This window comes from Arthrobacter sp. 179 (assembly GCF_052379645.1).
Classification (GTDB): domain Bacteria; phylum Actinomycetota; class Actinomycetes; order Actinomycetales; family Micrococcaceae; genus Arthrobacter_H.
The window spans coordinates 50,280-77,131 of sequence record NZ_JBQSYU010000002.1 but is presented as its reverse complement, the minus strand read 5'-3'; the positions used below and the strand labels follow the sequence as shown (position 1 = coordinate 77,131).

The following is a 26,852-nucleotide window of genomic DNA, read 5'->3' as shown; positions in this document are numbered from 1 at the left end:
GTCGCCGAGGGGCCTGTTCAGTAGCGCAGATCCACGCCGATGTCCGTGGCTCCCCGGGTGGCCGGCGGCAACGGCAGAACCGACACATCGGTTTTCCCGCGGGTGGCCATCAGGCTTCCGTAGACGGGGTCCCCACTGGCACTGAGGGTCACCGCGACCACGTCCTTGCCCAGGGAATCGACCGTGCGTTCGACGCTTTTTCCCTGGTCCACCTCCACGGTGACCGCCTTGCCGACCTTGCCGTCGGAGGTGACCGGCCGCAGGTCGATGCTCCCGGCCCCGTCCCTGGCCAGGAAGATGAAACGGGAATCGGCCCCCTTCGGCACGACCGCCAGATGTTCGCCACCGAGCCGATGGGCCGCCCCGGCCCAGGCCGCGTCGGTCCGTTTCTTCGCCTTCGTCCCGCGGGTCATCCGCACGGAGGCGGCCACCGGTTCCTCGGAGTCCACGATCGCCGTGTAGTTCCCGGCCTCCACCCCGGTCAGGGGCACACTGGTGGTCGCCCCGGCTTCGGCGGTGTATTGGCCGTCGCTGGGAAGGTCCACCGGTCCGTCCCGGCCCACCAGCCGGACCTTCACGTGTTGCTCCCCCGTCCCGGGGACGGTCAGGTCCAGGGTCGGCACGGCGTCGTCGTACCCCTTCTGCGCGGTGATGTCCTTTTGCGTCTTGGCGTCCTGGATGAGGATCCCGGGCACGACCTGGTGTTCATCGGGGGCGGCCGCGGGCTCGATGAAGTCCACGCCCCCGGGAGTCAACCCGCGCAAGGTGCTCTGTTGGATGACCGCGCTGACCGGGGCACCGGTGGAGGTGGCCTTGACCGACAGCGATTTCTCTCCGGAGGCCATCCCGCCCAGGACGATCGACGTCGACTCCCCCGGGGCGATCACGATCCCGCGGGCATTGCCTGCCTCGATATGCCCCTTGGACCCGTACAGGTCCAGGTCGACGGTGGACGGGGAGGCCGAGGGGTTGGCCAGGGTCAACAGCGCGGTGCTGCCGACCGTGGTCGAGGCGCCGGTCAGCCACTGTTCGTTCGCTGGGACCTGGCAGGTCGCTGCGGCCATCCCGGCCAGGTCGCCGTCGTCGGCGAGGTAGCTGCGGACGGCCCCGGCGGTGGACTGCTGGCCGCCCAGGGGTTGGACCCGCAGGTTCACCGTCGACGGTTCGCTCACCCCGGAGGACGTTTTGGCCTTGCGGCCGGTGAAGCCGTCATCGCCGGTGGATTTGTCCTCCTCGGCCTCGTCCTCCGGGAGTTCCTTGGACAAGGTCTCCACCGTGGACCCGTCGAGCTTCTCCACCTCGGCGCCGGGGACGCGTTCGGCGGCATCGGACAGGACCGTGGAGCGGATCGTCGTCTTTTCCGAATCCGAGGCAGGGGCGAAGGCAGGATCCGTCCCCTCTCCGGCCGCCCCATCAAGCAACCGGGCCGTCGCGGGGCATTGGCCCACATAGTCGCCCGCGGGCACCGAGACCCGGGGAACGGCCCCGACGTCGGGCGCCGACAGCGGGCCGTTGAGCGAGCCTGCGGCAATGCCGCCGCCGGTGGCCACCAGCAGGACGGCCCCGAGCGAGGCGGCTGCGGCACGTCCGCGGCGCGGGATCCGGTTCCGGGTCATTGGTCATGCTCCTCGGTGGTCGGCGTGGCGGACTGAAGGGCATCGCCGTCGTCTTCGTCCTGCAGGTGTTCCCCGTCGGCTTCATCGATGTCCCGCACCGATTCGGCACTGCCGGTGGCCCTGAATTCCTCCACCCGGCGGGTGGCGAACCGTCGGCTGGCAGGGATCGGGATGACCAGCAGCACGGTCCCTGCGAAGACGATGGCCAGCAGGATCCCCAAGGGCACCGACCAGGGGGCCGAATAGCCGATGGATAGTTCCCCGGCACCGCTGGGCAGCTCGAAGGCCTGGGCCCACTCGTCGGTGGTGGCTTCGAGGGCCTTGCCGTCGTAGGTGGCCTGCCACCCCGGATCGGCCCGTTCGGCCAGGACGACGGTGCGCCCCTTCGGCCCGTTGGGCAGCTGGTGGCCCTGCACGCGGGCCCCCTCGGAGCCGATGAGGCCGGTGGTCGTGCCATCGGCGTCGAGCAGCCTCACCCGGGCGGTGAATTCGTTGGGGTTCCCGGAGTCCTCCAGTTCGGCGTCCGGGCTCACCCGCCACAGCCAGCCTGCGTCGGTGTAGCCCACGGGGGCCAGCCCCGGGACACCATCAAGGCGTCCGGCCAGCGTGGACACCCCTTCGGGCGCCTGCAACACCACGAAGCTGACCCCGAATCGGGCCAGCTCCGGTCGCGGGTCGATGGCCTGCCCGGAGGCCAGGCCGGCCACGGTGGAGCGTAGGGTCCGGGCGGAATCGTCGTCGGGGGCCGCCTGCGGATCGGTGAGGCTTCCGGTGAGCCGCGCACTGGAGGAGACCGCGGAGAGCTGGTCCAGGCTCATGCCTGATCCGCTCATCAACGTGGCGCTCATGGCCCCTTCGTCGCCTTCGGGGGCCAGGACGAGGGTGCGCTCCTGCAACGGGGACTTCCCCCGGTCGGCGGCCGTGGCGGGCAGCGTACGGGCCGCCACGGGCACCACCGACTGTCCCAGCCCCAGATCCGAGGTGGTGGCGGGGTCGCTGGTGGCCTCGGAGCCGACGGTCCGCGGGGCCAGCCAGACGGTGGTGGCCACCGTGGCCGAGGCCAGGACCAGCACCACGCCGGCGGCCAGGGCCGGGCCGGCGATGACGCGCAGCCGCGAGGTCTGGTGGAGCCGGACGCTGCGCATCCAGTCCAGGCCGCCCGCGCCGGCCAGGACGACACCGAGCATGAAGACCGAGACGAAGGGACCGGTGAAGGGGGTGACCGCATGGCCGGCCGTGATGCTGAAGGGGAGGGCCTGCACGGCGTATCCGGTCGCCAGGGCCGCCATTCCGGCCACCCAGGCGGTCCGGATGATCGCTCCGCGTCGCCCGCGGCGCAGCAGACCGACGATGGCCAGCAGCAACAGTGGCACGCCCACCAGCAGGGCGGCGATGAACGCCCACGGCCCGGGCAGCAGGTGCGCGGCCCAGCCGAATCCCTGGACGCCGGCCGCCGGGTCGAAGGCCACCGGGAAGCCCAGGACCTGTTGCCACAGCTCCGCGGCGTCGAAGGGCTGGACGACTCCCGGGTCGGCCAGCAGCACCCGGGGGTTCTGCAGTGCCGCCGGGATGCTTCCCAGCGCCAAGACCAGCGACGGCACGGGAACCCACCAGAGGGTCCGGGCCCGGCGGCCCAACGGGATGGCCAGGACCACCACGAGCACCACGGCCAGCGGAAGCAGGGTCGGGGAGGCGGCGGTGACCGCGGCCAGGGCCAGGGCGGCCCCGGCGGCAGCAGTCCACGACGGGACCCCGTGCAACCCCGATTTCGAGGGCGGATCCTCCACCGCGGGAACCGCGTGCTGTTCAGTGCGCGGGCGTCCGGCCCCGACGGCACGGATCACCCCGAGCCCGGCCAACGGCAGCAGCACGTGCACGACGATGGCGCCGGCCCGCCCCGAACCGAGGGCGACCTGCAGGGCCGGGGCCAGGGCCCAGACCAGGGCCCCGAGCAGCCGGGCGGCCCGGCTGGCCGTCACCGATCCCAGGGCCAGCCAGGCGAAGAGTGCCGCCAGCGGCATCGCCAACAGATACACCACGACGATGGCGGCGTTGGGGGTGCCGAACCCGAGCAGTGAGAGCAGCCAGAGCACGAAGCCGAAGGGATCCCCGTGGCCGGGCATCCCGGTTCCCAGATCCTGCCACCACCCGGTGGCGTGGGCCCAGATACCGGACAGGCTCCGGCTGACGGGCAGCATCGACCCGCCAGCCAACGCCCCGGTGCCGAAGAGGGCCCGCAGCCCCAGCAGGGAGACGACGGCGGTGCCCAGCACCGCCAGCGCCGCACCGACCCAGGAACCCGTGCGGGGCGGGGCGGCCAATGCCGCGAAATCGTCGGAACTGTCGCCCGAGGGGTTGGATGCCTCGGCGGCAACCCCCGACCCGTCACCGAAGACCGTGGCGCTGCCGGCGGCCTGGAGCAGGTTGCGTCGATGGGCCCACACCTCGCGCCGCGGGACCATCAACGGGCGGACCAGCGACCGGGAGACCTTGCGGGTCCGTCGTGCCCCACGGCGTGAACCCCGCAGGGCCACCGGAGAGAACACGGCGGACAACGTGCTGCTGAGCTGGCCGAAGCCGAAGGCCGGGTCCTTGGCCAGCAGGGACATCAGTAGCCGCAGGAGGGAACCGAGGACCGCGCCGATGGCGACGAAGGGGACCTTCCAGGCAGGGGCATGCTTGAGCCGCAGGAACACTTCGGCCCGACGGGCGGCCAACGGGCCGGCGATGGACCGGACCTTGTCGGGGGCGTGGAACATCTTGGCGTTCGGGACGACCACGACGCGGTGACCGGCCAGCCGGTTGCGCCAGCACAGGTCCAGGTCGTCGCCGAGCCCGGGCAGTGCGGGGTCGAAACCGCCCAGTTCCTCCCAGATGTCGCGACGCACCAGCAGTCCTGCCGAATTCACGGCGAAGCGGTCGGAACGGGAGTCGTATTGTCCCTGGTCGAGTTCATCGACATCGATCATGGTCAGGCGTTCGCCCCACCGGCTGACCCCCAGACCGACGTCCAGCAGCTGACGGGGCTGATCGCGGTTCAACTGCTTGCACCCTGCGATGGTCACCGCCGGAGAGGTCTCCACGGCTTCGAGCAGCGCCTCCAGGGCACCGCGGTCGGGGGCCGAGTCGTCATGGATCAACCAGATCCAATCCTGGATGTCGGCGTCGACCGCGGGCAGGTTGCCCGTGGTCGTCGGATCCCCTGCCCGGCGCGGGAGCGCATCCTCACCGGTCACGCCCGCGCGCACGGAGGCGCCGAATCCCCTCGCCCGGGCCTTCACCAGCGGGGTGCCGGCAGGCAACGCGTCGGTCAGGAAGCGGGCGGAATCATCCTGGGATCCTGCGTCGACGCCGATGAAATGATCGACCGGCCGGCTCTGGTTCGTGAGCGCTTCGAGGGTTGCCGGAAGGAAGCTCTCCCCATCGTGGGCAACGACGACGGCCGTGACGCGTACTTGCGAATGAATCAGACCGCTCGCTTCCTCAGCCGGCGGCGCTCGCGCTCGGACAGACCGCCCCAGATGCCGAAGCGCTCGTCGTTGGACAGCGCGTACTCCAGGCATTCGGAGCGGACGTTGCAGGCCCCGCAGACCTTCTTCGCGTCACGGGTCGACCCGCCCTTTTCGGGGAAGAAGGCTTCGGGATCGGTCTGGGCGCAGAGGGCTTCGGTCTGCCATCCGAGTTCGCCTTCGTCCTCCGCGCCGGGGTATCCCGGCATGCCGAGCCACAACTGCTGCTGCGGGTCCACTTCGGCGGGGGCGCTCTGGGCGGGGCGCTCCACCGGAAGTTCACGGACCGGTGCCAGCAGCGCCTCGGGGGTCTCGACGTCGGACTCGTGGGCCGCCAGGAAGGCCGTGGCCTGGTCATCCAGGTCCAGCCCGGCGGCCCGGTAGTTCTCTGCCGCCGCATCGTCCGCGGGGTCCAGGAACCAGTCTGCGGGGACTCCACGGGAGCCGTACCTCTTCGACGCCTGTTCGGCTTGGCTGGGATCGTAAATGCGCTCTGCGTTCCCCATGATGTGCGCCCTTCCGCTGGTTGGCTGTCTCTCGTGCACCGTCCGCGTACCCGACCTGGCGAACGGTAACCGTCCGTCCGTCCTCCGGTCATGTATGCGGCCGCGGCTTAGTCCGCTGTCTGGAAAAAGCTGCTGCCCTACTAATTACAATGGTGTAACTCAGCGACGTCAAGTGGAGGCGGTGATTCTATAGATGGAAGCCGTCCGATCCATGTCGCAACACGCCCGATATATGAGTATACCGATGGGCGTGTCCGAGGGTTCCCCGGATTATCAGGGTTTTCACAGGTTTGAGAGGATTGAGTCCATGACCACCGATACCGATTCGTTAGATTTTACAAACCGACTGCTCTCACGGCACCGGGACTCCGCCTCCCCGTTGCTGACCTGGTACGGCGATCCCGGTGAACGCGTGGAACTGAGCGGGCACGTCTTCGACAACTGGGTCTCGAAATCGGCCAACCTCCTGGCCGAGGAGTTCGACGCCGGTCCGGGCACCCGGGTGCTGATCGATCTTCCGACCCATTGGAAGTCGTTGGCCCTCGGGTTCGCCGTCTGGTCCACCGGTGCCGAACTCGTCACCACCGCCCCCGACGCAGGGAGCCCGCTGCACCGGATCGCGGACCGGGACGGGATGGCGGGGACCTTCGACCTCGTGGTCACCGGGGACCCGGCCACGGCCACCGAGGCCTTCCCCGCCGCGGAGGTGGTGGCCGTCGGGCTGGAGTCCCTGGCCCTGTCCTTCCCGGGCGGCGTCCCGTCGGGGTGCATGGACTACGTGGCGGAGGTCCGCGGCTTCGGTGACTACTACCTGGCCGATCCGGTCCCCGGGGACGCGCCGGCGCTGACCAGCGGGGATGACCAAGCGGATCTTGACTATGCCGGGCTCTTTGCCCTTCCCCCGGCCCACGGTACGGCCCTGCTCGGGCCGGTCACCGACCTCGCCACGACCCTGCGGGCCGCGGTGTCCCAGTGGCGGGGTGATTCCCCGCTGGTGCTGCTCGGTCCCGGGGCCACCGCGACCCCGCGCATCCTCGACGACGAGCGGGTCAGCCACCGGCTCTGAAGGGCCCCGTCCCGACCCTGCGGCTAACGCGTCGTGGGGTCGGAGTCGCCTTCTTCGGGCGGAAGGCCCGCGCTGTCGGGGTGGCCGACCAGATCGCGGTCGTGGATGAACCCCGGCTCGTTCTCCAGTTCCTCGGTGAAGACCCAGAAACGGTAGGCAAAGAAACGGAAGATCGTGCCCAGCACGAGACCGACCACCGATCCGGCAATGAACAGGCTCGTCGAATCGGTCAGGCCGATCCAGTACTTGGTGACCCAGACACAGGCCGCGGCAATGAACAGGCCGATCCCGTTCATGAGGATGAACATCAGCAGTTCACGCACCACGGAGGCCTGCCGGCGATGCCTGAACGTCCAGTAGCGGTTGGCCACCCAGGAGAACATGGTGGCCACGATCCCGGCCACGATCTTGGCCTTGACCTCCGAGCCGTGCATGGGCCCGTTCATCATCCACACGAAGATCGAGGTATCAATGATGAACGCCACACCGCCGACGACGCCGAACTTCATGACCTCGCGCCACAACATGGTGAAAAGTCCTTGGCATTTCTTCGCCAACTCGTTGAGCATGTTCCTCCACAGACGGTGTTCGGTGCGGGCAAAAAACCCCGGGATCCGGGGCCCCAGCAGGAGCCGGTCCACTGCGTCCGTGACGCGGCCAGTGCCCCATTCTATCGGCTGGTGCCGGAAGTTTCCGCATAAACCCGAGCCACCGGCCCCGTCGCAACCGGAGGATCGGCCCCGGTTCGGTACCCTGAAGAAGTGAATTTTCCTGTGATTGGCGTGGTCGGTGGCGGCCAGCTCGCCCGAATGATGGCCCCTGAAGCAACGAACCTCGGCTTTGACCTGCGGGTCCTGGCCGAAGGACCCGATGTCTCGGCAGTCGCTGCCGTGGCCCAGGCCCCGGTCGGGGACTACCGGGATCTGGCCACGCTGCGGGAGTTCGCCGCCGACGTCGACGTGATCACTTTCGACCACGAGCATGTCCCCAACGAACACCTCAGGGCCCTGATCGACGCGGGCGTCGATGTCCAGCCCCGTCCGGAAGCACTGATCCATGCCCAGGATAAGCTCGTGATGCGTGCCGCCGTCGAAAAGCTCGGACTGCCGAACCCGGTCTGGGCCCGGGTGGATTCGATCGACGAGCTGGTCGCCTTCGGCGAATCCACCGGATGGCCGGTGGTGTTGAAGACCCCCCGCGGCGGATACGACGGCAAGGGAGTGCGGATGCTCGACGATGCCGCCGCGGCGTCCCGCTGCGCCGATTGGTTCGAGGCCGGGACCGGGTTGCTGGCCGAGGAGAAGGTCGAGTTCAGCCGTGAGCTCTCCGCCCTCGTCGCCCGCACGGCCTCCGGTGAGGCCCGTGGCTGGCCCGTGGTGCACACGATCCAGGTCGACGGGGTCTGCGATGAGGTCATCGCCCCCGCCCCCGGGCTGGACCCGGCCACGGCGGAAGCAGCCCGGACCGCAGCCCTGGGTCTTGCCGAGGCCTTCGGCGTCACCGGCGTGATGGCGGCCGAACTCTTCGAAACCCCCGGCCGCGGCCCCGGATTCGTCATCAACGAATTGGCGATGCGCCCCCACAACACCGGCCACTGGACGATGAACGGATCGGTGACCAGCCAGTTCGAGCAGCATCTGCGCGCCGTGCTGGATCTGCCCTTGGGCGACACCAGCGCCCTGGGTGAGGTGACCGTGATGAAGAATTTCCTGGGCGGAGCGAACCAGGATCTCTACTCGGCCTTCCCCGCCGCGCTGGCCGCCCAACCGCGCGTCAAGATCCATGCCTACGGCAAGTCAGTGCGTCCCGGCCGTAAGATCGGCCACGTCAACCTCGTCGGGACCCCCGGCCAGCAGGTCGACGACGTCCGCCGCGCGGCGACGCAGGTGGCAGGCATCATCAGCGACGGTGCCCCGTCCACGACACCGACCGAAGGAGCCCGACCCTGATGAACACCGTGAAGCCCCTCGTCGGCGTCGTCATGGGGTCCGACTCCGACTGGCCCGTGATGCGTCTGGCCGCCGAAGCCCTCAAGGAATTCGGCATCCCCTTCGAAGCCGACGTCGTCTCGGCCCACCGCATGCCCGACGAGATGATCGACTACGGCAAGACGGCCGACGCCCGCGGTCTGCGCGTCATCATCGCCGGAGCCGGCGGTGCCGCCCATCTGCCGGGCATGCTCGCTTCCGTCACCCCGCTGCCGGTGATCGGGGTGCCCGTCCCGCTCAAGACCCTCGATGGCATGGACTCACTGCTGTCCATCGTGCAGATGCCTGCCGGGGTCCCGGTGGCCACCGTCTCCATCGGCGGGGCCCACAATGCCGGGCTCCTGGCCGTGCGGACCCTCGCCAGCGGCACCGACGAGCTGGCCGGCGACCTGCGGTCCCGGCTCGTCGATTTCGCGGATGAACTGCGTCAGCAGGCCTCCGCCAAGGGCGATCGTCTCCGCCTGCGCGTGAGAGACGAGATGGGCCTCGGTTCCTGACCCATGACCCGACAGACGCCACGACGCCCCGCGGCCGGGAATCCGGTGCGGGACCCCGACCATGCCTCCGCGCCCGTCCGGACCAAGCGGGCCTTCTTCCTGCTGGCGCTGACCGTTTTCATCCCCGGTGGGGCGCAGGCTGTGGCCGGCAACCGGACGCTGGGACGCCGGGCCCTGACGGTGACCCTGACCTGCTGGGCCCTGATCGTCATCGCCCTGGTGGTCGCCCTGGTCAACCGCGGAATCGTCATCCAGGTGCTGGCCAAACCGGCCGTCCAGCTGGTCCTGGTCATCGTCCTGGTGCTGTTGGCGGCCGGGTGGATCCTGATGTTCATCAACACCCTGCAGATCATCCGGCCCCGGTTGCTGACCCCGGCGATGCGCGGGGTCGTCGCCGCGTCCACGGTGGTGCTGATGCTCCTCACCGGCGGCGTCCTGGGCTACGGGGCCTTCCTGTTGAACACCGGCCGTGACACGATCCAGAACGTCTTCGCCTCGGGGCCGTCCATGGATGCGGTCGACGGCCGCTACAACATCCTGTTGATGGGTGGTGACGCCGGGGCAGGGCGCACCGGGCTGCGCCCCGATTCGATGGCCGTGGTGAGCATCGACGCCAAATCCGGTCGGACCGCGATGATCTCCATTCCACGGAACCTGCAGAACGCGCCGTTCCCGAAGGACTCCCCGCTCCACGACGTCTACCCCAACGGTTTCGATTGCGGGGACGAGTGCATCATCAATGCCCTCTACCCCACGGTCGAGGCCGATCATGCCGATCTGTATCCGGGGAAGGAGAACCCCGGAGCCGAAGCGATGATGGATGCGGCCACCGGCATCACCGGCATCGACGTCCAGGCCTATGTGCTGATCGACATGGACGGGTTCTCCTCCTTCATCGACGCCATGGGAGGGGTCACCGTGGAATCCGGGGGGTGGGTCCCCTACAACGCCAAGAAGTGGCCGGGAACGCTTGTCAACACCCACTGGTTCTCCCCCGGGATGAAGGACTTCACCGGCAAGCAGGCCCTTTGGTTTGCCCGCTCCCGTGATTTCACCACCGATTACCACCGCATCCGCCGTCAGCAGTGCCTGCAGCAGGCGATGATCAACCAGTTCAAACCCTCCACGGTGTTGACCCGGTTCACCGACATCATGGCCGCCGGCGAGGACCTGCTCGAAACCGATATCCCGCAGTCCCAACTCGGCAGCTTCCTCAATCTGGCAAACAAGGCAGGCAAGACGCCCTTCAAACGCCTCACCCTCGGGGCCCCGGACTTCGGCACCACCGCCGACCGGTTCTCCACCTTCCCCGTCTACAGCGAGATCCATTCCCGGGTCGACGGGCTGCTGGAGGAAGCCACCGATGCCGGCGCCCGGTCCGCTGCGGCGAAGAAGTCTGCTGCCGCGGCGAAGAAGAAGTCGGCCGCGAAATCGTCCCAGGCCGATCAATCCGACTCCGGGGACGCCAAGTCCTCCTCCACCGGGCCCACGAAGCCGGCCACCGATGCCGAATCGGCGGTTCCGGAAGCCATCGAGGGAAGCACCGATCCGGAAGCGGTGCCCTCCACGCAACCGGATGGCTCCCCCATCACCGAGAAGTACCTGGTCCAACTCGAGATCAACGGGCAGCGGACCCTCATCTCGGAGATCGCGGCCAACAACAACGAGTGCAGCGCGCCGTGATCGGCACCGCCGTCGTACCCCGGTTGCCCCTGGGAATCCGCGCACTGGCCTAGATTGGGGGTAGCGCCCCGTATCGACCCAGCTGCCAAGGAGCCGAATGTACCGCCTGAGCAATACCGTCAGGGACTACCCGTGGGGATCCACCACGGCCATCGCCGAACTCATCGGCACCCGGGCCACGGGGGGTCCCGAAGCAGAAATGTGGATCGGAGCACACCCCGACTCCCCCTCGGCGGCCAGCCATCCGGATCTCGAAGGGACCACCCCGCTCGATGAGCTGGTCGCCACCGATCCTGTCCTGTTCCTCGGAGAGGAGACGGCCACCCGCTTTGGCCGGCTGCCGTTCCTGGCGAAGATCCTCGCCGCGGAGAAACCATTGTCCCTGCAGGTCCACCCCACCCTGGACCAGGCCCGGGCCGGTTTCGCGGCGGAGCAGGAAGCCGGCGTCGATCGTTCCGCGTCACACCGCAACTACAAGGACGACAACCACAAGCCCGAACTCCTGTTCGCCCTCACCGCTTTCTCGGCCTTATGCGGTTTCCGTCCCGCCGGAGAATCGGCGGCACTCTTCACCTGGCTCGCCGACACCATCGACGCGGACCCCGAACTCCCCGACGCGGACGGCAGCGCCCAGGCGGTGGCACGCCGGACCGCCACCACCCTGGGTCAGGGGGATCTGCGGGGGGCCTTCACCCAGCTGCTCTCCGGAGGCGAGGACGTGGCCCGTCTGGTCGGGCTCGCCAGCGCGGCCGTTGCCTCCGGCCGTCATCAGGTCCACGACCCCGGGCTGGCGGAGCTGGAAACGTTGAACGGCTTCCACCCCGGGGACCCGGGGGTCCTGGTGTCGTTGATGCTCAACCACCTCACCCTGGAACCCGGCCAGGCCATCTACCTGCCCGCTGGGAACATCCATGCCTATCTGCGGGGGCTGGGGGTGGAGGTCATGGCCAGTTCGGACAACGTGCTGCGCGGCGGGCTGACCGGCAAACACATCGACCTGCCCGAACTGATGGACACCGTGGACTTCCACAGCTTGGGCGTACCCCATCTGGAGGCCGCCGAGAACCTGTTGGGCCAGGAGATCTACCGGCCGCCGTTCGACGAATTCCAGCTCCAGCGCATTGCCTTGCCCGGCGACGCCCTGCTGGCCGGGGACGACGTCGCGGTGGCCCAGAACGGTCCGGTGGCGATCATCTGTGTTTCCGGTGACCTGCTGTTGGATTCGCCCCGGGGCAACCTGGAACTGGCCCGCGGCCAGTCGGCGTTCATCCCCGCCGCCGAGGCCCCCGTGGTCGCCAAGCGTCTCGGCCAGGGACCGGCGGTGGCGTTCGCCGTGACCACCGGGTCGACCCGCTGACCCGCCAGGCCCCGGGCCTGGCGGGGTGGCTGGTCCCCGACCCGGGTGCTAGCGGGTGTAGGGCTCCCACTTCCGTGACTGGTGCTCACCTTCGACGGTACGGATCGTCCCGGACTTCGAACGCATGACGATCGAGTGCGTGAAGATCTTGTCGTTCTTATAACGCACCCCGGTCAGCAGATCGCCGTCGGTGATGGCCGACATCGCGAAATAGCAGTTGTCGCTGGTCACCAAATCATGGGTGGACAGCACCCGATCCAGGTCGTGGCCGGCGTCGATGGCCTTCTGCTTCTCCTCGTCATCGGTGGGCCACAGGCGACCTTGGATGACCCCGCCCAACGAACGGATGGCGCACGCGGTGACGATGCCCTCGGGGGTCCCGCCGATGCCCATCAATGCGTCGACGCCCGAGCCCTCGCGGGTGGCCGAGATGGCGCCGGCGACATCGCCGTCCATGATGAACTTCGTCCGGGCCCCGGCATCGCGGATCTCCTGGACCAGCCGGGTGTGACGTTCGCGGTCCAGCACGCAGACGGTGATCTGGTTGATCGGCTTGTTCTTGGCCTTGGCGATCAGATAGAGGTTCTGCTTCACCGGCAGACGCAGGTCCACCAGTTCGGCCGCCTCCGGACCGGTGACCAGCTTCTCCATGTAGAACACGGCCGAAGGGTCGAACATGGAGCCGCGTTCGGCCATCGCCAACACGGCGACCGAGTTATTGATCCCCAGTGCCGTCAGCCGCGTGCCGTCGATGGGATCGACGGCGACATCGACCTCGGGACCGGTGCCGTCCCCGACCTCCTCGCCGTTGTACAGCATCGGGGCTTCGTCCTTCTCACCTTCTCCGATGACGACGGTGCCGCTGACCGACACGGTGGCCAGCAGTGAACGCATGGCGTCGACGGCTGCGCCGTCCGCCGAGTTCTTGTCGCCGAAGCCGACCCAGGGGCTGGCGGCGATCGCGGCAGCCTCCGTGACGCGTACCAGCTCCAGGGCCAGGTTGCGGTCCGGTTCGGCATCGCCGACGGACAGTCGGGGGGACAGGTGGGCAAAATTAGTGGCTTCTGTCACGGTGTTCCTCGTCGTCGAGTGGGTGTGGGTGCCATGGGCAACGCCTTCGAGCATATCCGCTGGAGCGGCGGATGGGGTGGTGATGACCGACACCGCGTCATCCTCCGGTCGGAATATCGGGGACAATGGGGGCGTGAGTGATGCACCCCAGACACCCCCAGAGGCCGATGAACCACCGGTGACGCCGGTCCTGACGCCCGCCCAGTCCAAGCGCGCCAACCAATCGTTGAAGGGCATGATCATCTCCGTCCTGCTGACGGTTGCCGTTGCGGTCCCGGTCATCGCGCTGAATCCGGCGGGCAACGACGATAAGTTCAAACCCGATGTCAATGTCACCGCCGTGGCTTCCGAGGCCGGTCAGGCAGCCGATTTCACCCCGGTGGCCGCCCGGATGCCCGAGGGCTGGTATCCGAACTTCGCCCGGTGGATTTCCGGCAGTGCCGACCAGATCGATTATTGGGAAGTCGGTTATGTGACCGGCGATGACGGCTTCGTCTGGGTCCGGCAGACGGCCGATGCCACGCCCGGCTGGATCGCCAAGATGAGCGAGGACGCCACCGCATCCGGCAGCGTGGAAGTCGACGGGACCACCTGGGATTCCTACACCAGGGCGGCCAAGGTCAGTTGGGTTCGCAAGGCCCACGGTTCGACCCTCATGCTCAGCTCCGAATCCGGGGACGAGGTGCTTCGGGAGGCCGCCCGGGCCGTCCTGGAGGATCAGTCCGGCTCGAAGAAGTAGCGGATCCGCGCCGTGGCGCGTGTACTCTTTTTTCATGTCTGCTGAATCTCTCGAGCCCGCATCCGCCCCCCTCACCCCGGCCGAAGCCTGGACCAAATTGCGTGAAGGCAACGCCCGGTTCGTCTCCGGAGCCACCAACCACCCGAACCAGGATTCCTCCCGCAGATCGGCTCTGGTGAACACCCAGCACCCCTTTGCCGTGATCTTCGGTTGCTCGGATTCCCGGCTGGCCGCCGAGATCATCTTCGATGTCGGACTGGGTGACGTGTTCGTGGTCCGGACCGCCGGACACGTGCCCGACGATGCCGTGCTGGGATCGCTTGAATACAGCGTCGCCCTCTTGGATGTCCCGCTCATCGTGGTCCTCGGCCACGACAGCTGCGGCGCCGTCACGGCCACGATGGACGCCTTCGAGACCGGCCAGATGCCGCCCGGATTCATCCGTGACCTCGTCGAACGCATCACCCCTTCGGTCATCACCGCCCAGCGGGCCGGGGTCACCGACGTGAACACCACCGTCGAGGAGCACGTCAGGCAGTCCACGCATCGGTTGGTGGAATCCTCCAAGCTCATCTCCGACGCGGTCGACGCCGGCGAGACGGCCGTGATCGGCGTGACCTACCGCCTCGAAGAAGGCAAAGCGGAAATCGTGACCGGGTTCGGCGAGCTCTAGCCCCCGGTGTGTCCCGGATGACGCCGTCCCGGGTCCTGTTGGGGCTCCCGGGCGGCGTATGGTGATGTCATGGCTAGCAAGGATGAATTCCGTATTGAACATGACACCATGGGCGAAGTCCGCGTCCCGGCCGACGCCCTCTATAGCGCCCAGACCCAGCGCGCCGTGGAGAACTTCCCGATCTCCGGCAAGCGGCTCGAACGTCGCCATATCCAGGCCTTGGCCCGGGTGAAGCGTGCGGCGGCCCTGGCCAACGCGGAGCTTGGCGTCCTCGACGACGAGATCGCCCGCGCCATCGTCGACGCCGCGGAGCATGTGGCGTCCGGCGACTACGACGGGCATTTCCCCATCGACGTCTTCCAGACCGGTTCGGGGACCTCCTCGAACATGAACACCAACGAGGTCCTGGCCGCCCTGGCCAACCGGGGTCTCGAAGCCGCCGGCAGCCAGGTACGTGTCCACCCGAACGACCACGTCAACGCGTCGCAGTCCTCCAATGACGTCTTCCCCACTTCGGTCCACGTCGCCGTCACCGATGCCCTGCTCAACGACCTGGTCCCGGCACTGGGCCACCTCGCCGAGAGCCTGTCCCGCAAGTCCGAGGAATTCGCCGACGTCGTGAAGTCCGGCCGCACCCACCTCATGGATGCCACACCGGTCACGCTGGGCCAGGAATTCGGCGGCTACGCCGCCCAGATGCGCTACGGCGTCGAGCGGATCGAGGCCAGCCTGCCCCGCGTGGCGGAGGTCCCGCTGGGCGGAACCGCCGTCGGCACCGGCATCAACACCCCGGCGGGCTTCCCCCAGCGGGTCATTGCCCTGCTGGCCGAAGACACCGGCCTGCCCCTGACGGAGGCACGCAACCACTTCGAAGCCCAGGCCAACCGCGATGGGCTCATCGAAGCCTCCGGACAGCTGCGCAACATCGCCTACTCGATCATGAAGATCAACAACGACCTGCGTTGGATGGGATCGGGACCCAACACCGGTCTGGGCGAGATCGCGATCCCCGATCTGCAGCCAGGGTCCTCGATCATGCCCGGCAAGGTCAACCCCGTCATCAGCGAAGCCGCGATCCAGGTGGCGGCCCAGGTCATCGGCAACGACACCACGGTCTCCTTGTCCTCCACCAACGGGGCCTTCGAGCTCAACGTCGGGATTCCGGTGATGGCAGCGAACCTGTTGGAATCGATTCGGCTGCTGACCAACACCTCGAACGTCATGGCGGACAAGATGGTCGATGGCATCACGGCCAACGTGGAGCGGGCCCGTTTCCTGGCCGAAGCATCCCCGTCCATCGTCACCCCGTTGAATAAGTTCATCGGCTACGAGAACGGCTCGAAGATCGCCAAGAAGGCCATTGCCGAAGGACTGACCGTCCGTGAGGCCACGGTCGCCCTGGGCTTCGTCGAGCGAGGCGAAGTCACCGAAGAGCAGCTCGATACCGCCCTGGACGTCACCACGATGACCTCTCCTTCGGGCCAGTAGGACCAGCGCCGCCCCTTCGATGGAGGCCCACCCCGGCTGGGGGTAGGGCCTCCATTCGTTTCCGGTGCCCCGCCCAACCGGCGCGTGACGAAGCACACCCTCCCATTAGTTGCACTGTGGAACGAAGAGTGCAAAACTGCACTATATGCAGGAAAGTGCACGGGAGTCCCTGGGGGCCAGGGAACGTCGGCGGGTGGAAACCTATGCCTCACTGACCGACCACGCCCGCACCTTCACCCTCGCTCGTGGACTGAACGGATTCACGATCGAGGAATTGTGCGAGGCCGCCGGGGTCTCCCGCCGCACCTTCTTCAATTACTTCTCCACCAAGGAGGACGCCGTCCTCGGGGTGAAGCCTGCCAGCCCGCTGGAGCCCTTTGCCCAGGACTTCGTGGACTCCGGTCCGGGGAACGCGGCCGACGGCTTCGGGCGCCGCCAGGCCCTCCCCCTGGATGAGGCCCTGGCCGAACTGTTCCTCAAGGCCTACTCCACCATGGATGTCCCTCCGGCGGACATGCACGCCTTCATGCGTGTGATGCACTCCGAACCGGCCCTGATGAAACGCACCATCGATTCAGCGATGCAGCGGGAACGGGCCCTGGCCCAATTGATCGCCAGACGACAAGGACTCCCACCCGGAGACCGGTTCGCCACCCTGGCCTCCACCTTGTTCTCACACCTGGCCATGACCAGCTTCCAGCAGTTCGTCGGTCGTGCCAGCCCCTGTTCCGCGGATGACCACAGCGGGGTTCCCCCCTCGTCCGAGGCCCCCACCGCGGATGAGACCACCGACGAGGCGCTGGAACGATTCACCCGGATCCTCACGGAGAATTTTTCCCACGCACGCCGCCTCTTCGGCGCCTGAGCACTTCCCGCCCCCTGGCCGGGCCTCCCCGTTTCCCGGGCCCCTTCCGCCTTCTTCCCCGCCGTCCCGGGCCTCTCCTTCCGGGACCAGAACCACCAAGGAACCACGATGAGCACTACAGCTCCCCCGCAGGCTACCAACCCCCTGGCCCTGACCCAGCGGCGCATCTGGATCATCTTCTCCGCCCTGATCGCCGGCATGTTGCTGGCCAGTCTGGACCAGACCATCGTCTCCACGGCAATGCCCACGATCGTCGGTGAGCTCGGCGGCGTTGAACACCAGGCATGGATCACGACCGCCTACCTGTTGGCGACCACGATCGTCATGCCGATCTACGGAAAATTCGGCGATGTGCTCGGCCGGCGCCACCTCTTCCTCATCGCCATCGCCCTGTTCACCCTGTCCTCGGTGGGTGCGGCATTCGCCGGTGGCTTCTGGGTCTTCGTCGGATTCCGCGCCCTGCAGGGCCTGGGCGGTGGCGGGTTGATGATCCTGTCCCAGGCCATCATCGCCGATATCATCCCGGCTTCCGAACGCGGAAAATACATGGGCCCCCTGGGAGGGATCTTCGGCCTCTCGGCAGTCGCCGGCCCGCTGCTGGGCGGCTACTTCGTGGACCACCTCACCTGGCAGTGGGCCTTCTACATCAACATCCCCATCGGTATCGCCGCCTTCGCGATCGCCTGGTTCGCCCTGACCCTGCCGAACAAGAAGGCAACCAAGTCCATCGACCTCGCCGGGGTGGCCTTCCTGTCCATCGCCACCACCTGCCTGATCTTCTTCTCCGACTTCGGAGGCAGTGCCGAGCACGGCTGGTCCGCGCTGTCGACCTGGCTCTGGGGAGCCGGCCTCCTGGTTGCGGCCACCTGCTTCATCGTCGCCGAACTCCGCGCCTCGGATCCGATCATCCCGCTCTCGCTGTTCCGCAACCGGGTGTTCATCACGGCTACCGGCATCGGGTTCACCCTGGGTCTGGGCATGTTCGCGGCCCTGGCCTTCGTTCCCACGTTCCTGCAGATGTCCTCCGGGACCTCGGCGGCCGTCTCGGGCTTGTTGATGCTGCCGATGATGGCGGGCCTGATGACGACCTCGATCTGGTCCGGCATCGCGATCACCAGATCCGGCAGGTACCGTCCCTACCCCATCGCCGGCACCCTGGTCACGGCTGCTGCCATGCTTGCCATGACCACGCTTTCCGCGCACACGCCGCTCTGGCTGATCTGCGTCTTCCTGCTGGTCTTCGGCGCGGGTCTGGGCCTGATCATGCAGGTCGTCGTCCTGGTGGTGCAGAACGCCGTTCCCCCCGAGATGGTGGGGACGGCCACCAGCACCAACAACTACTTCCGCGAGGTCGGCGCCGCCCTGGGCGTGGCGATCTTCGGGGCGATCTTCACCAACAACCTCTCCGAGAAGCTCACCGCGGTCTTCACTCGTGCGGGCGCCTCGCCCAGCGATGCCGGGCAGGCCACCGAGACCCTGGATCCCTCGGTTCTGGAGAAGTTGCCGCAGTCCGTGCAGGAGGGCGTGGTGAGCGCCTACGCGGATTCGCTGGCACCGGTCTTCTGGTACCTGATCCCGTTCCTTCTCGTCGCCTTCGTGCTGGCGCTGTTGCTCAAGCAGGTTCCGTTGTCCCACACCTCGGGAATGGTGGCCCGCGGCGAGGCGGTCTCCGGCGAGGAGGCGCTGGAGCTTGAAGCCCAGCTGCGCACGGCCAGGAAATCCGCCAACACCTCCACCCCCACGTCCGCGGGCCCGGAGACCGGCCCCTCGGACTAGCCGCGGCGTTTGGCCGCTTCGTCGCTGGAGGTCAGATGCACGGCCGCTTCGGGCGTGGCCACCCGGAAGCTGAAGCTCTGTTCCAGGTAGAGGTGGACGTCATGGGCGTCGTGGTGGCTGTATCCGATGGACAGGTCCTGTCCGGATTCGAAGAGGAAGTCGCCCCCGCGCAGGCTCATCACCACGGCACCCTTGACTCCCGGAGCCCAGACGATCGGCCCATCGAGGATCTTGCGCAGGTGCTCGGAGAGCAGGTATCCACCGCGTTCGGTGGCCTGCACGACCGCCGTGTAGTGCCCGGGCCCCAGGGCGAGGCCGAAGGGACCCGAGATCCCCTCTTCCAACAGCTGGTCCACGGCCTGGGCCACCCGCTTCGGATAGTCGGAGAACTCCTCCACCCTCGGGACGCTCGGCAGGGAGGTGGCTTGGGTGATCCCGGTGATCTGCGCCTGCCGCCACCCATGGAACACCGCCTGGTTCTCGGCACTGGCCATCTGCAGGGCGGCGGTATCGAGCTTGGACAGGTCGACGTCGGCGGCCCCTCGTTCACCGTCCAGCAGTTCATCGCGGGAGACGGAGAAGGCCACCTGCATCTCGGCCAGGGGCAGCACGCGACGGCGTCGCGAAATCATCGGATCATCATCCGAACTGGCTAGCCGTTCGGTGCGCCCGAGATTGGTCGCCGAATAATCCCAGCCGAAGGGGCCGGAGAAATCGACGAGCTTACGGGCACCCAACGTGGTGGTCAGGCGGTCCCGCGCCTCGTCGTCGAGGAGCTTCCAGCCGGCGGCGGTGATCGGTGCCAGCTCACGGAGCAAGTGGTTGGTGGTCATGATGCAGTTCCTTTCAGCGACCCGATTCCCAGGGATCCATCGACCGATCCAGTGGGTGTGGGCTCCGGCGGTTCGGTGGTTGCCGCGGTCCCGGCGTCGGCGGCTTCCTCGGCGGCTTCTCCGTTGTCGACGATATCCCCGTCCCGGAAGAGGATGCCGCGGGCGATCAGCCCCCATTTCGGGGTCGCCCGGAAGAGGTACTCCAGTTCCATGCAGAAGTGCTTGAACTCCTCACCCAGGGAGTTCTCCATGATGGCCCGGGCCGCCGGATCGGGTTCAAGGGATATCCGTTGCTCGTACCAGCCGATGGCTTCGGCTTCCTCGGTGAGGTTCGTGCACATGCGCGCGAAGGTCCGTGTTTCGGCCGACAGCTCGGCTGGCGGCTCGTGGTATTGCTCGGTTCCCATGCGTCTCCCCTTCGATCCGCGCCACCGGCCTCGATGGCGGTTTCCCTGACGCCAGCCTAGTGGCGGAGCGCGGGCAACACCATGGGTCGGTTATCCGCCGGCCATCCGGGTGATCACCCGTGCCAGTTCGTCCACGAACTCCGGCACCGGCATCCGGCCCGCGGATGGGGTGTTCAGATGGGCGACGAGGGCCTCGGTCATCCCGCCGACAGCCACCAACCCGATCAGCCCCGGCGGGGACTCGGGGACCAGCCCGCGCCGGATCAGTTCGAGCATCATGGCATCCATGGCCCGGGCGATGCCTGCGATCATCTGCCGCCGTCTGGTTTCCAGCTCCGGTGAAACGCCCACGGCTTCGATTTCAAGCACCAGGCCCAGTCGCTCGTCTTCGAGCATCGGCCCGACCCCGGCCTGGACACCACGGCGGATGATCTCATAGGCGGTATCTCCGGCGGCGATGTCCAGGGTCATCACCCTCCGTTCGATTCCCCGGGTCGCTTCAAGGTAGATGGTTTCGAGCACTTCCTCGCGCCCGGAAAAACACTCGTAGAAAGAGCGGGAGGAGACCCCTGCCTGGCGGCACAACCCCTGGACCGTGGTTGCGGCATAGCCCTGGGTCCCGAAGAGTTCCACCCCGGCTTCCAGGAGGCGATGTCGGCGGGCGGCATCCCGCTGCGGGCGGGACACACCACGCCATTTCCGACCGGCTTCGGATGCGTCGTCCTCCTGCACCGGCGATTCTCCAGTCTTCACGCAAGCTACTCTGCCACAGCGACGGCCTTCATCCTCGATCCAATTCTTGAAAATCCGCATTTCCAATGTAAGGATCATCACATGTCTTATTTCGTCAAGGAACGCGATCGCGCACCGGCCGCTACGCAACCGATCCCCGCCAACCCCTCCCTGCCCCGCACCTGCGTCATCGGGGCCGGGTCCTCGGGCCTGGCCGCCGTGAAGACGATGCATCAGGCCGCAGTGCCGGTCGATTGCTTCGAACAGGGCAGTGTCGTCGGCGGGAATTGGGTCTTCAAGAACCCCAACGGCCAGTCCGCTTGCTACGAGACCCTGGAGATCAACACCTCCTGTCCCCGCATGGCCTTCTCGGATTTCCCGATGCCCGCCGACTATCCCGCCTATGCCCGTCACGATCAGGTGGCCGCCTATTTCGAGGCCTATGTCGACCATTTCGGCTTTCGCGACAAGATCCGCTTCAACACCCGCGTCGACGCAGTCGTGCCTGAAAACGGTGGATGGCGGGTCGAGACCACCGGCCCCGAGGGCACACGGCAGCACCACTACGACGCCGTCCTCGTCGCCAACGGGCACCACTGGGACGCCCGCTGGCCCGACCCCGCCTACCCCGGAAGCTTCGATGGCGAGCAGTTGCACGCCCATGACTACCGTTCGGCGAAACAGCTTCGGGACAAGAACGTGGTGGTTGTAGGCGCCGGGAACTCGGCCCTGGATATCGCCTCCGAGGCCGCGCGGGTCGCCCGCAGCGCGATCCTGTCCCAACGCCGTGGCCAGTGGGTGCTGCGCAAGTACTTCCTCGGTCGGGCCTCGGACCAGTTGGTGCTGCCCAAATGGCTGCCGTGGTGGGCCACCCGGGCCAGGCTCCGGCTTGCCTCGATGCTCTCCGGCAGCACCACGCGGCTCGGGCTGCCGCAACCGGCCCACGCCCCGGGCCAATCCCACCCCGTCCAATCGGAGCAGATCCGCCGGGTGCTGAAATCAGGGGCCGTGACGCCGAAGCCGGGCATCGAGCGGCTCGACGGGGGCCGGGTCGTGTTCACCGATGGCTCCGCGGCGACGGCGGATCTGATCATCTGGGCCACCGGCTACCGCGTGCGGTTTCCCTTCCTGGCGGAGGACCTGGTCAGCCCCGCGGGAAACGAGTTTCCGTTGTGGAAGCGTACCGTTCACCCCGACCACCCCGGGCTGTTCTTCATCGGCCTACTCCAACCCATCGGGGCGGTGATGCCCCTGGCCGAAGCCCAATCGGTATGGGTCTCGGAGATGCTCACCGGACGCTACGTGGCGCCGGAGGCAGAGGTGATCCGCACGCAGATGGAACGTGACCACCAACGCAATGCCCGTCGCTTCTACTCCTCCGCCCGGCACACCATGGAAGTCGATTTCGACAGCTACCTCTGGGACCTCGAGCGAGAACGCCGCCGAGGCGGCGCCCGAGCCGCCAAATCGTCCCCGGAGGCCCGCCATCGCCTGGGGGCTGCCGCATGAGACGGCTGACAGGGCACCGCCCCTCCCCCGGCATCCTCCCGGCCGCTCGGGGTGGGGCAGTCATCACCGGCGCCGGTGGCGGGTTGGGCCGGCAGATCGCCCTGCGGCTGGCCCGGGCGGGTTTCACCCTCCAGATCACCGACGTCGATCGTCGGCGGGCCGAAGCCGTGACCGCGGAGATCAATGCGGAATTTCCGCGGCCGGTGGAACGGCTGGCCTTCGCTTCCTCCCTGGACGTCCGCGACGCCGACGCGTGTTCCGAGGCCGCCGAGGCCACCCGGGCACGGTCGGGTTCGTTGGCCCTCTGGGTCAATAACGCGGGGGCCTTGTTCACCGGGCCCGTCTGGGAGCAGGACGAACGGCAACGACGTCTGGTCCTGGAGGTCAACGCCGCCGGGACCATCAACGGCACCTTGGCCGCCCTGAAGATCATGCGTCCGGCCGATGCCGGCCAGGTCGTGAACGTGGCATCACTGGCCGGTCTGGTCGGGGTACCCGGTGAGGGGATCTACGCCGCCTCGAAGCACGCGGTCCTGGGGTTCAGCGTGTCGGCACTGGCCGATCTGCGGGCCGCCGGGGTCAAGGGCGTGGAGATCAGTTGCGTCTGTCCGGACGGGATGTGGACCCCGATGCTCCATGACAAGCTCGATGATCCCGGTGCCGCGCTGTCCTTCACCGGCAAGCTGCTCGACCCGGGTGAAGTCGCTGATCTGGTCCTGCGGGTCATCGACAAACCACGGCCAGTGACGGCCTGGCCGCGGTGGCGTGGAGGCCAGGTCCGCGTCTTCGATGCCTGGCCCGGTCTCGCCGTGCGACTGGCACCACTGATGGTTGCCTATGGTCGCCGCCGGCAGGGGGCCTTCGCCCGGAAGCTGAAGATCTAGGCAGCGGCCGCGTTGCCGTCGGCCTCCTGCGGGAAATCACCCCAGGAAGCAGGCGGCCCGGTCCTGGTCCCGCGCCCAGTCCACGGCACGTTGGTGTTTGGGCGGCAGGACCGGGCGGTCTGCGTCATGGAACCAAGCGACCTCGGTGTTCTCGTCGTCATTCACCCGGGCTTGGCCGGAAAGATAGTGGCAGGCGAACACCACGTCGAGGTATTGGGCCTGGTCGCCGTTCGGATAAGTCACTGGGTCGGTGGTGCCGATGCCGGCCAGCCGCTCGACCCGGACTTCGACTCCGGTCTCCTCCAGGACCTCCCTCACGGCGGTGGCCGCCGGTTCCTCCCCGGGTTCCATGATCCCCGCGGGGAGGGTCCACCGGCCGTTATCGGCTCGTTTGACCAGAAGCAGTGCACCGTCGTGACGATGCACCACGGCTTTCACCCCGGGGAGCCAGAGGGGGTCATGGCCGATTTTCTCGCGCAGGGACAGGATGAATTCGGGGGTCGGCATGTTCCCTAGCCTGCCACGAACAGGGCTGCCGCCGTACCGATCACCAGGTAGGGCCCGAACGCCAAGGAGGTCTTGAGGCGGGCCCGGCGCACCATGATGAACACCAGCGAGGCCAGCGCCCCGAGCAGGAAGGCCGCCACGGTCCCCAGCAGCAGGTGCGTCCAGCTCACATAGCCCAGATACAACCCCATGATCCCCGCGAGCTTCACGTCCCCCAACCCCATGCCCCGCGGCTGGATCAGATGCAGCAGAAGATAGAAGCTGAACAGGATGGCACCGCCCAGGACGGTTCGCAGCAGCCCGGCCCAGTCACCGGCCAGCCCCAGCGCCGCTCCCAGCAGGACCAGCGCGAAGAGGTACCACGGCAGGATGATCCGATTGGGCAACAGATGCGTCCTGGCATCGATCCAGGCCAGCCGTGCCCCGTTGATGATGAAGAGCAGCAGCGCCAGGACCAAGGGGACGAAGGCCGCCGGAGCCGTCTCACGCAGTTCCTGAATCGCTTCGATCATGGACCCACGCTAGCGCAGCCCCGGGCGGGGATGGGACCCGCCTGTCTAGACTGTGGATATGACTATTCCTCCGACCACCCCGACGCCGCCGGGCCCCTCGGCGGTCTCCCGTGAGGATGCCGCGGCCTTCCGCCGGCTCTGCAGGTCTTCACCCTGGCGGTGGAAGACCCTGCGCTTCGACGTTGAATGGTTCACCGCAGACCCCACCGCCACTACGGCCGCCCCGGTGAAGCTGCAGGAGGACCACACGCCCCTGGACGCCCTGTCGGCGCCGGCCGATGTCGAACGTGAGCAGGAGAAGGTCCCCGAGGCCATTCCCCGGATCCGGGCCTGGTTGCGCCGTCCGGATGCACTGCGGGTCGAGGACGAATCCTCCGAACTGCTGTTCAGCACCACCTCGATCCACGCTTCCCGTGATGCCTTCTACGTCCAGGGCAACCGCAACTCCTGGTTGTTGCCACCGCGGCTGGTGACACCGATCTACGACGACGACGGGCTGATTGCCCGGCGTCCGGAGGCGGACTACGGTGACCCGGTCTTCGGGGATGCCCGCTGGGCCGCCATGCTTGATCCCGTGGAGCTGGCGGGCAGCGCACCGGTTCCGCTGGAATTCCCGCTGTCCAACGTCGTGGAGATCCACGAGCTGGCCGAAACCCGGCATGCGGGACGCCCGGCCCTGGAAGCCGTGGTCTCACCCAATGTCACCTACACCCCGGACACAGCCGGGTTCCCGCTGCTGGAGGCGGGGAGGACCCGGCTGCGGATCGACCTCCAGACAGCGGTCTGCGTGTACTCGGAGGCCCTCGACGGCCCGGTGCAGGGCAACGGGCACGACATCCACATCCACGCAGTGAACGAATACATGCTCGATGACCTGTTCGTGGAACATTCGATGCATCTGACCGACGTGCGGGACCACATCCCCTGGATCATCCGCGGACGGCGGGCCGGTTGAGCCATCGGCCCCCGCCTGGAGCGGACCCCGGGTCGCCGGCCCGGGCCCGGTTACTCGAGCATGTCGGTGACCAGGGCCGCGATGGCCGAACGTTCGGACCGGGTCAGCGTGATGTGCCCGAACAGCGGATGGCCCTTGAGTGTTTCGACCACCGCGGCCACGCCGTCGTGCCGGCCGACCCTGAGATTATCGCGCTGGGCCACATCGTGGGTCAGGACGATCTTTGAGTTCTGTCCGATCCGGCTCATCACCGTGAGCAGGACGTTCTTTTCCAAGGACTGCGCCTCGTCGACGATGACGAACGAATCATGCAGGGACCTGCCCCGGATATGGGTCAGCGGCAGGACCTCCAGAAGCCCGCGGTCGACGATCTCCTCCATGACGTTTCTGGAGACCAACGCCCCCAGGGTGTCGAAGACCGCCTGGCCCCAGGGATTCATCTTCTCGTCTTCCGCCCCGGGCAGGTAGCCGAGTTCCTGGCCTCCGACCGCATAGAGGGGCCGGAAGACCACGACCTTCTTATGGTCGCCCCGTTCCATGACCGCTTCGAGCCCCGCACAGAGGGCGAGGGCTGATTTGCCGGTTCCGGCCCGTCCCCCCAGGGAGACGATGCCGACCTCACGGTCCATCAGCAACTCGATCGCCAGTCGTTGTTCAGCCGAGCGTCCATGCAGGCCGAAGACATCGCGGTCGCCCTTCACGAGGCGGACGAGACCGTCCTCGCCGACCCGGCCCAGGGCCGAGCCGCGATTGGAGAGCAGCACCAGACCGGTGTTCGCCGGCATCTCGGCCGTCTCGGCGATCAGGACCGGTTCGTGGTTGTACAGATCCTCGACATCGGCATCGGCCACATCCAGTTCCGCGGTCCCGGTCCAGCCCGAATCGACCACGAGCCCATTGCGGTACTCATCGGCCTGCAGGCCCATGGCCGAGGCCTTGACCCGCATCGGAAGATCCTTCGACACCACCGTGACATCACGGCCCTCATCGAAGAAGTTCTTGGCCACGGCCAGGATGCGTGAATCATTGTCCGCTGCCCGGAAGCCCACCGGAAGGACCTCGGTGGACACGTGGTTCAGCTCGATCCGCAAGGATCCACCCTCGTCCCCGATGGGCATCGGCCGGTTCAGGCCTCCGCGTTCGATCCGGAGCTCGTCCAGCAGCCGCAGGGCCTTGCGGGCGAAGAAGCCCAGCTCCGGGTCGTGGCGCTTCTTCTCCAGCTCGCTGATCACCACGATGGGGACGATCACCTCGTGTTCGGCAAAGCGCAGGATCGCCCGCGGGTCGGCAATCAGGACCGAGGTGTCCAGGACATAGGACTTCTCCCCCACGCTTTGCCGGGCGCCCGTCGCCGGGTCGGTCGCGGGGGTGGTGCGGGCGGTGCCGGAGGCGGGAGTCTGGCCCGTCCTGCCGGTCTCGTCCGCTGCGACGTTGCTGGACTGGATTTCGACTGCCACGATGACTCCCAACAGGGGCGTTGCGCCCCTAGGTAACCGTTCTGCGGGTGGTCCGGTCCAGCCCCGAGGCCGGGTCCGGCCTCCCGTCGTTGACAGTGAGTCTCAACGTGCGGTGGCCTTTCCGTTTCGGCCGGCGGGCGTGCCTGCCGATGCCTTCAAGCTAGTCCGCCGACGTGTCCTGTGGCCCAAGACACGCCGTCCGACGGGCGAATGGCCCATGGC

At 67.6% G+C, this 26,852-nt stretch carries 24 protein-coding genes; 13 read left to right on the top strand and 11 right to left on the bottom strand.

All coding sequences use genetic code 11. The annotated features are described in order from the left end of the window. Window positions 1-17: 17 nt before the first annotated feature. From ACT3UE_RS02015 to ACT3UE_RS02005, 3 genes are read right to left on the bottom strand one after another with little or no spacing between them, the layout of a single operon-like run. The gene (locus ACT3UE_RS02015; protein WP_444566172.1) at window positions 18-1,616 is read right to left on the bottom strand and encodes a DUF5719 family protein; all 1,599 of its coding nucleotides are present in this window, start codon (window positions 1,614-1,616) and stop codon (window positions 18-20) included. Next, window positions 1,613-5,083: a glycosyltransferase family 2 protein gene (locus tag ACT3UE_RS02010; RefSeq protein ID WP_444566240.1), complete on the bottom strand. Its 3,471-nt coding sequence runs from the start codon at window positions 5,081-5,083 to the stop codon at window positions 1,613-1,615. The genes ACT3UE_RS02015 and ACT3UE_RS02010 overlap by 4 nt, the downstream gene beginning before the upstream one ends. Continuing rightward, complete coding sequence (locus ACT3UE_RS02005) at window positions 5,083-5,631, bottom strand: WhiB family transcriptional regulator (protein WP_444566171.1); 549 nt, start codon at window positions 5,629-5,631, stop codon at window positions 5,083-5,085. Before ACT3UE_RS02005 ends, ACT3UE_RS02010 begins: the two co-directional genes overlap by 1 nt. 307 nt (window positions 5,632-5,938) lie before the next feature. Here ACT3UE_RS02005 and ACT3UE_RS02000 point away from each other — a divergent pair, with 307 nt between their 5' ends. Beyond that, window positions 5,939-6,697, top strand: a complete 759-nt coding sequence (locus ACT3UE_RS02000) for a TIGR03089 family protein (protein WP_444566170.1) — start codon at window positions 5,939-5,941, stop codon at window positions 6,695-6,697. A 23-nt stretch (window positions 6,698-6,720) separates the two neighbouring features. Here ACT3UE_RS02000 and ACT3UE_RS01995 read toward each other — a convergent pair whose 3' ends face one another. Further along, a complete protein-coding gene (locus ACT3UE_RS01995; RefSeq protein WP_444566169.1) occupies window positions 6,721-7,266 on the bottom strand; it encodes a GtrA family protein in 546 nt (181 codons plus the stop codon). Between the two features lie 192 nt (window positions 7,267-7,458). Here ACT3UE_RS01995 and ACT3UE_RS01990 point away from each other — a divergent pair, with 192 nt between their 5' ends. The 4 genes from ACT3UE_RS01990 to manA all read left to right on the top strand — a co-directional run bounded on the left by ACT3UE_RS01990 (window position 7,459) and on the right by manA (window position 12,222). Further along, window positions 7,459-8,646, top strand: coding sequence for a 5-(carboxyamino)imidazole ribonucleotide synthase (locus ACT3UE_RS01990; protein ID WP_444566168.1), 1,188 nt, complete (start codon window positions 7,459-7,461; stop codon window positions 8,644-8,646). Further along, the gene (gene purE / locus ACT3UE_RS01985; protein ID WP_444566167.1) at window positions 8,646-9,182 is read left to right on the top strand and encodes a 5-(carboxyamino)imidazole ribonucleotide mutase; all 537 of its coding nucleotides are present in this window, start codon (window positions 8,646-8,648) and stop codon (window positions 9,180-9,182) included. Before ACT3UE_RS01990 ends, purE begins: the two co-directional genes overlap by 1 nt. A gap of 3 nt (window positions 9,183-9,185) precedes the next feature. Next, window positions 9,186-10,865: an LCP family protein gene (locus ACT3UE_RS01980; protein WP_444566166.1), complete on the top strand. Its 1,680-nt coding sequence runs from the start codon at window positions 9,186-9,188 to the stop codon at window positions 10,863-10,865. Window positions 10,866-10,962: 97 nt separating this feature from the next. Then, window positions 10,963-12,222: a mannose-6-phosphate isomerase, class I gene (gene manA / locus ACT3UE_RS01975; protein WP_444566165.1), complete on the top strand. Its 1,260-nt coding sequence runs from the start codon at window positions 10,963-10,965 to the stop codon at window positions 12,220-12,222. A gap of 48 nt (window positions 12,223-12,270) precedes the next feature. Here the strand turns inward: manA and glpX are convergent, their stop codons facing one another. Next, a complete protein-coding gene (glpX, locus tag ACT3UE_RS01970; RefSeq protein ID WP_444566239.1) occupies window positions 12,271-13,347 on the bottom strand; it encodes a class II fructose-bisphosphatase in 1,077 nt (358 codons plus the stop codon). A 79-nt stretch (window positions 13,348-13,426) separates the two neighbouring features. Here glpX and ACT3UE_RS01965 point away from each other — a divergent pair, with 79 nt between their 5' ends. From ACT3UE_RS01965 to ACT3UE_RS01945, 5 genes are all read left to right on the top strand, one after another. Then, on the top strand, window positions 13,427-14,032 hold the full coding sequence (locus tag ACT3UE_RS01965) for a DUF4245 domain-containing protein (RefSeq protein WP_444566164.1): 606 nt from the start codon (window positions 13,427-13,429) through the stop codon (window positions 14,030-14,032). A gap of 34 nt (window positions 14,033-14,066) precedes the next feature. Next, complete coding sequence (locus tag ACT3UE_RS01960) at window positions 14,067-14,705, top strand: carbonic anhydrase (RefSeq protein ID WP_444566163.1); 639 nt, start codon at window positions 14,067-14,069, stop codon at window positions 14,703-14,705. Between the two features lie 69 nt (window positions 14,706-14,774). Next, the gene (locus ACT3UE_RS01955; protein ID WP_444566162.1) at window positions 14,775-16,193 is read left to right on the top strand and encodes a class II fumarate hydratase; all 1,419 of its coding nucleotides are present in this window, start codon (window positions 14,775-14,777) and stop codon (window positions 16,191-16,193) included. A 145-nt stretch (window positions 16,194-16,338) separates the two neighbouring features. Then, window positions 16,339-17,058 carry a TetR/AcrR family transcriptional regulator gene (locus tag ACT3UE_RS01950; RefSeq protein ID WP_444566161.1) on the top strand — a complete coding sequence of 240 codons (720 nt, stop codon included), beginning with the start codon at window positions 16,339-16,341 and terminating at the stop codon, window positions 17,056-17,058. A 108-nt stretch (window positions 17,059-17,166) separates the two neighbouring features. Continuing rightward, window positions 17,167-18,834 carry an MDR family MFS transporter gene (locus ACT3UE_RS01945; protein ID WP_444566160.1) on the top strand — a complete coding sequence of 556 codons (1,668 nt, stop codon included), beginning with the start codon at window positions 17,167-17,169 and terminating at the stop codon, window positions 18,832-18,834. On the opposite strand, the gene ACT3UE_RS01940 is transcribed toward ACT3UE_RS01945, so the two are convergent. From ACT3UE_RS01940 to ACT3UE_RS01930, 3 genes are all read right to left on the bottom strand, one after another. Next, a complete protein-coding gene (locus ACT3UE_RS01940; protein ID WP_444566159.1) occupies window positions 18,831-19,667 on the bottom strand; it encodes a family 1 encapsulin nanocompartment shell protein in 837 nt (278 codons plus the stop codon). The genes ACT3UE_RS01945 and ACT3UE_RS01940 overlap by 4 nt on opposite strands. Continuing rightward, entirely contained in the window at window positions 19,664-20,074 is a 411-nt protein-coding gene (locus ACT3UE_RS01935) for a ferritin family protein (protein ID WP_444566158.1), read from the bottom strand. The genes ACT3UE_RS01940 and ACT3UE_RS01935 overlap by 4 nt, the downstream gene beginning before the upstream one ends. 90 nt (window positions 20,075-20,164) lie before the next feature. Next, entirely contained in the window at window positions 20,165-20,827 is a 663-nt protein-coding gene (locus tag ACT3UE_RS01930) for a TetR/AcrR family transcriptional regulator (RefSeq protein ID WP_444566157.1), read from the bottom strand. An 81-nt stretch (window positions 20,828-20,908) separates the two neighbouring features. On the opposite strand from ACT3UE_RS01930, the gene ACT3UE_RS01925 reads away from it, so the two are divergent. Continuing rightward, a complete protein-coding gene (locus ACT3UE_RS01925) occupies window positions 20,909-22,315 on the top strand; it encodes a flavin-containing monooxygenase (protein ID WP_444566156.1) in 1,407 nt (468 codons plus the stop codon). Beyond that, window positions 22,312-23,199 carry an SDR family NAD(P)-dependent oxidoreductase gene (locus tag ACT3UE_RS01920; protein ID WP_444566155.1) on the top strand — a complete coding sequence of 296 codons (888 nt, stop codon included), beginning with the start codon at window positions 22,312-22,314 and terminating at the stop codon, window positions 23,197-23,199. Before ACT3UE_RS01925 ends, ACT3UE_RS01920 begins: the two co-directional genes overlap by 4 nt. A 36-nt stretch (window positions 23,200-23,235) precedes the next feature. Here the strand turns inward: ACT3UE_RS01920 and ACT3UE_RS01915 are convergent, their stop codons facing one another. Both ACT3UE_RS01915 and ACT3UE_RS01910 read right to left on the bottom strand, forming a co-directional pair. Next, the gene (locus ACT3UE_RS01915; RefSeq protein ID WP_444566154.1) at window positions 23,236-23,706 is read right to left on the bottom strand and encodes an NUDIX hydrolase; all 471 of its coding nucleotides are present in this window, start codon (window positions 23,704-23,706) and stop codon (window positions 23,236-23,238) included. 5 nt (window positions 23,707-23,711) lie between these two features. Further along, a complete protein-coding gene (locus ACT3UE_RS01910) occupies window positions 23,712-24,218 on the bottom strand; it encodes a prepilin peptidase (RefSeq protein WP_444566153.1) in 507 nt (168 codons plus the stop codon). Window positions 24,219-24,276: 58 nt separating this feature from the next. Between ACT3UE_RS01910 and ACT3UE_RS01905 the strand changes: the two genes are divergently transcribed. Continuing rightward, window positions 24,277-25,173 (top strand): hypothetical protein, encoded by an 897-nt coding sequence (locus tag ACT3UE_RS01905; protein WP_444566152.1) that lies wholly within the window; start codon window positions 24,277-24,279, stop codon window positions 25,171-25,173. Between the two features lie 50 nt (window positions 25,174-25,223). On the opposite strand, the gene ACT3UE_RS01900 is transcribed toward ACT3UE_RS01905, so the two are convergent. Beyond that, window positions 25,224-26,504: a PhoH family protein gene (locus ACT3UE_RS01900; RefSeq protein WP_444566238.1), complete on the bottom strand. Its 1,281-nt coding sequence runs from the start codon at window positions 26,502-26,504 to the stop codon at window positions 25,224-25,226. Between the last annotated feature and the right edge of the window lie 348 nt (window positions 26,505-26,852).

Bases quoted from the DNA above. Each gene is read 5' to 3' on its own strand.
- ACT3UE_RS02015 (WP_444566172.1), bottom strand. From the start codon at position 1,616: ATGACCCGGAACCGGATCCCGCGCCGCGGACGTGCCGCAGCCGCCTCG.
- ACT3UE_RS02005 (WP_444566171.1), bottom strand. From the start codon at position 5,631: ATGGGGAACGCAGAGCGCATTTACGATCCCAGCCAAGCCGAACAGGCG.
- ACT3UE_RS02000 (WP_444566170.1), top strand. From the start codon at position 5,939: ATGACCACCGATACCGATTCGTTAGATTTTACAAACCGACTGCTCTCA.
- ACT3UE_RS01995 (WP_444566169.1), bottom strand. From the start codon at position 7,266: ATGCTCAACGAGTTGGCGAAGAAATGCCAAGGACTTTTCACCATGTTG.
- purE (WP_444566167.1), top strand. From the start codon at position 8,646: ATGAACACCGTGAAGCCCCTCGTCGGCGTCGTCATGGGGTCCGACTCC.
- ACT3UE_RS01980 (WP_444566166.1), top strand. From the start codon at position 9,186: ATGACCCGACAGACGCCACGACGCCCCGCGGCCGGGAATCCGGTGCGG.
- manA (WP_444566165.1), top strand. From the start codon at position 10,963: ATGTACCGCCTGAGCAATACCGTCAGGGACTACCCGTGGGGATCCACC.
- glpX (WP_444566239.1), bottom strand. From the start codon at position 13,347: ATGCTCGAAGGCGTTGCCCATGGCACCCACACCCACTCGACGACGAGG.
- ACT3UE_RS01960 (WP_444566163.1), top strand. From the start codon at position 14,067: ATGTCTGCTGAATCTCTCGAGCCCGCATCCGCCCCCCTCACCCCGGCC.
- ACT3UE_RS01955 (WP_444566162.1), top strand. From the start codon at position 14,775: ATGGCTAGCAAGGATGAATTCCGTATTGAACATGACACCATGGGCGAA.
- ACT3UE_RS01950 (WP_444566161.1), top strand. From the start codon at position 16,339: ATGCAGGAAAGTGCACGGGAGTCCCTGGGGGCCAGGGAACGTCGGCGG.
- ACT3UE_RS01945 (WP_444566160.1), top strand. From the start codon at position 17,167: ATGAGCACTACAGCTCCCCCGCAGGCTACCAACCCCCTGGCCCTGACC.
- ACT3UE_RS01940 (WP_444566159.1), bottom strand. From the start codon at position 19,667: ATGACCACCAACCACTTGCTCCGTGAGCTGGCACCGATCACCGCCGCC.
- ACT3UE_RS01935 (WP_444566158.1), bottom strand. From the start codon at position 20,074: ATGGGAACCGAGCAATACCACGAGCCGCCAGCCGAGCTGTCGGCCGAA.
- ACT3UE_RS01925 (WP_444566156.1), top strand. From the start codon at position 20,909: ATGTCTTATTTCGTCAAGGAACGCGATCGCGCACCGGCCGCTACGCAA.
- ACT3UE_RS01920 (WP_444566155.1), top strand. From the start codon at position 22,312: ATGAGACGGCTGACAGGGCACCGCCCCTCCCCCGGCATCCTCCCGGCC.
- ACT3UE_RS01915 (WP_444566154.1), bottom strand. From the start codon at position 23,706: ATGCCGACCCCCGAATTCATCCTGTCCCTGCGCGAGAAAATCGGCCAT.
- ACT3UE_RS01910 (WP_444566153.1), bottom strand. From the start codon at position 24,218: ATGATCGAAGCGATTCAGGAACTGCGTGAGACGGCTCCGGCGGCCTTC.
- ACT3UE_RS01905 (WP_444566152.1), top strand. From the start codon at position 24,277: ATGACTATTCCTCCGACCACCCCGACGCCGCCGGGCCCCTCGGCGGTC.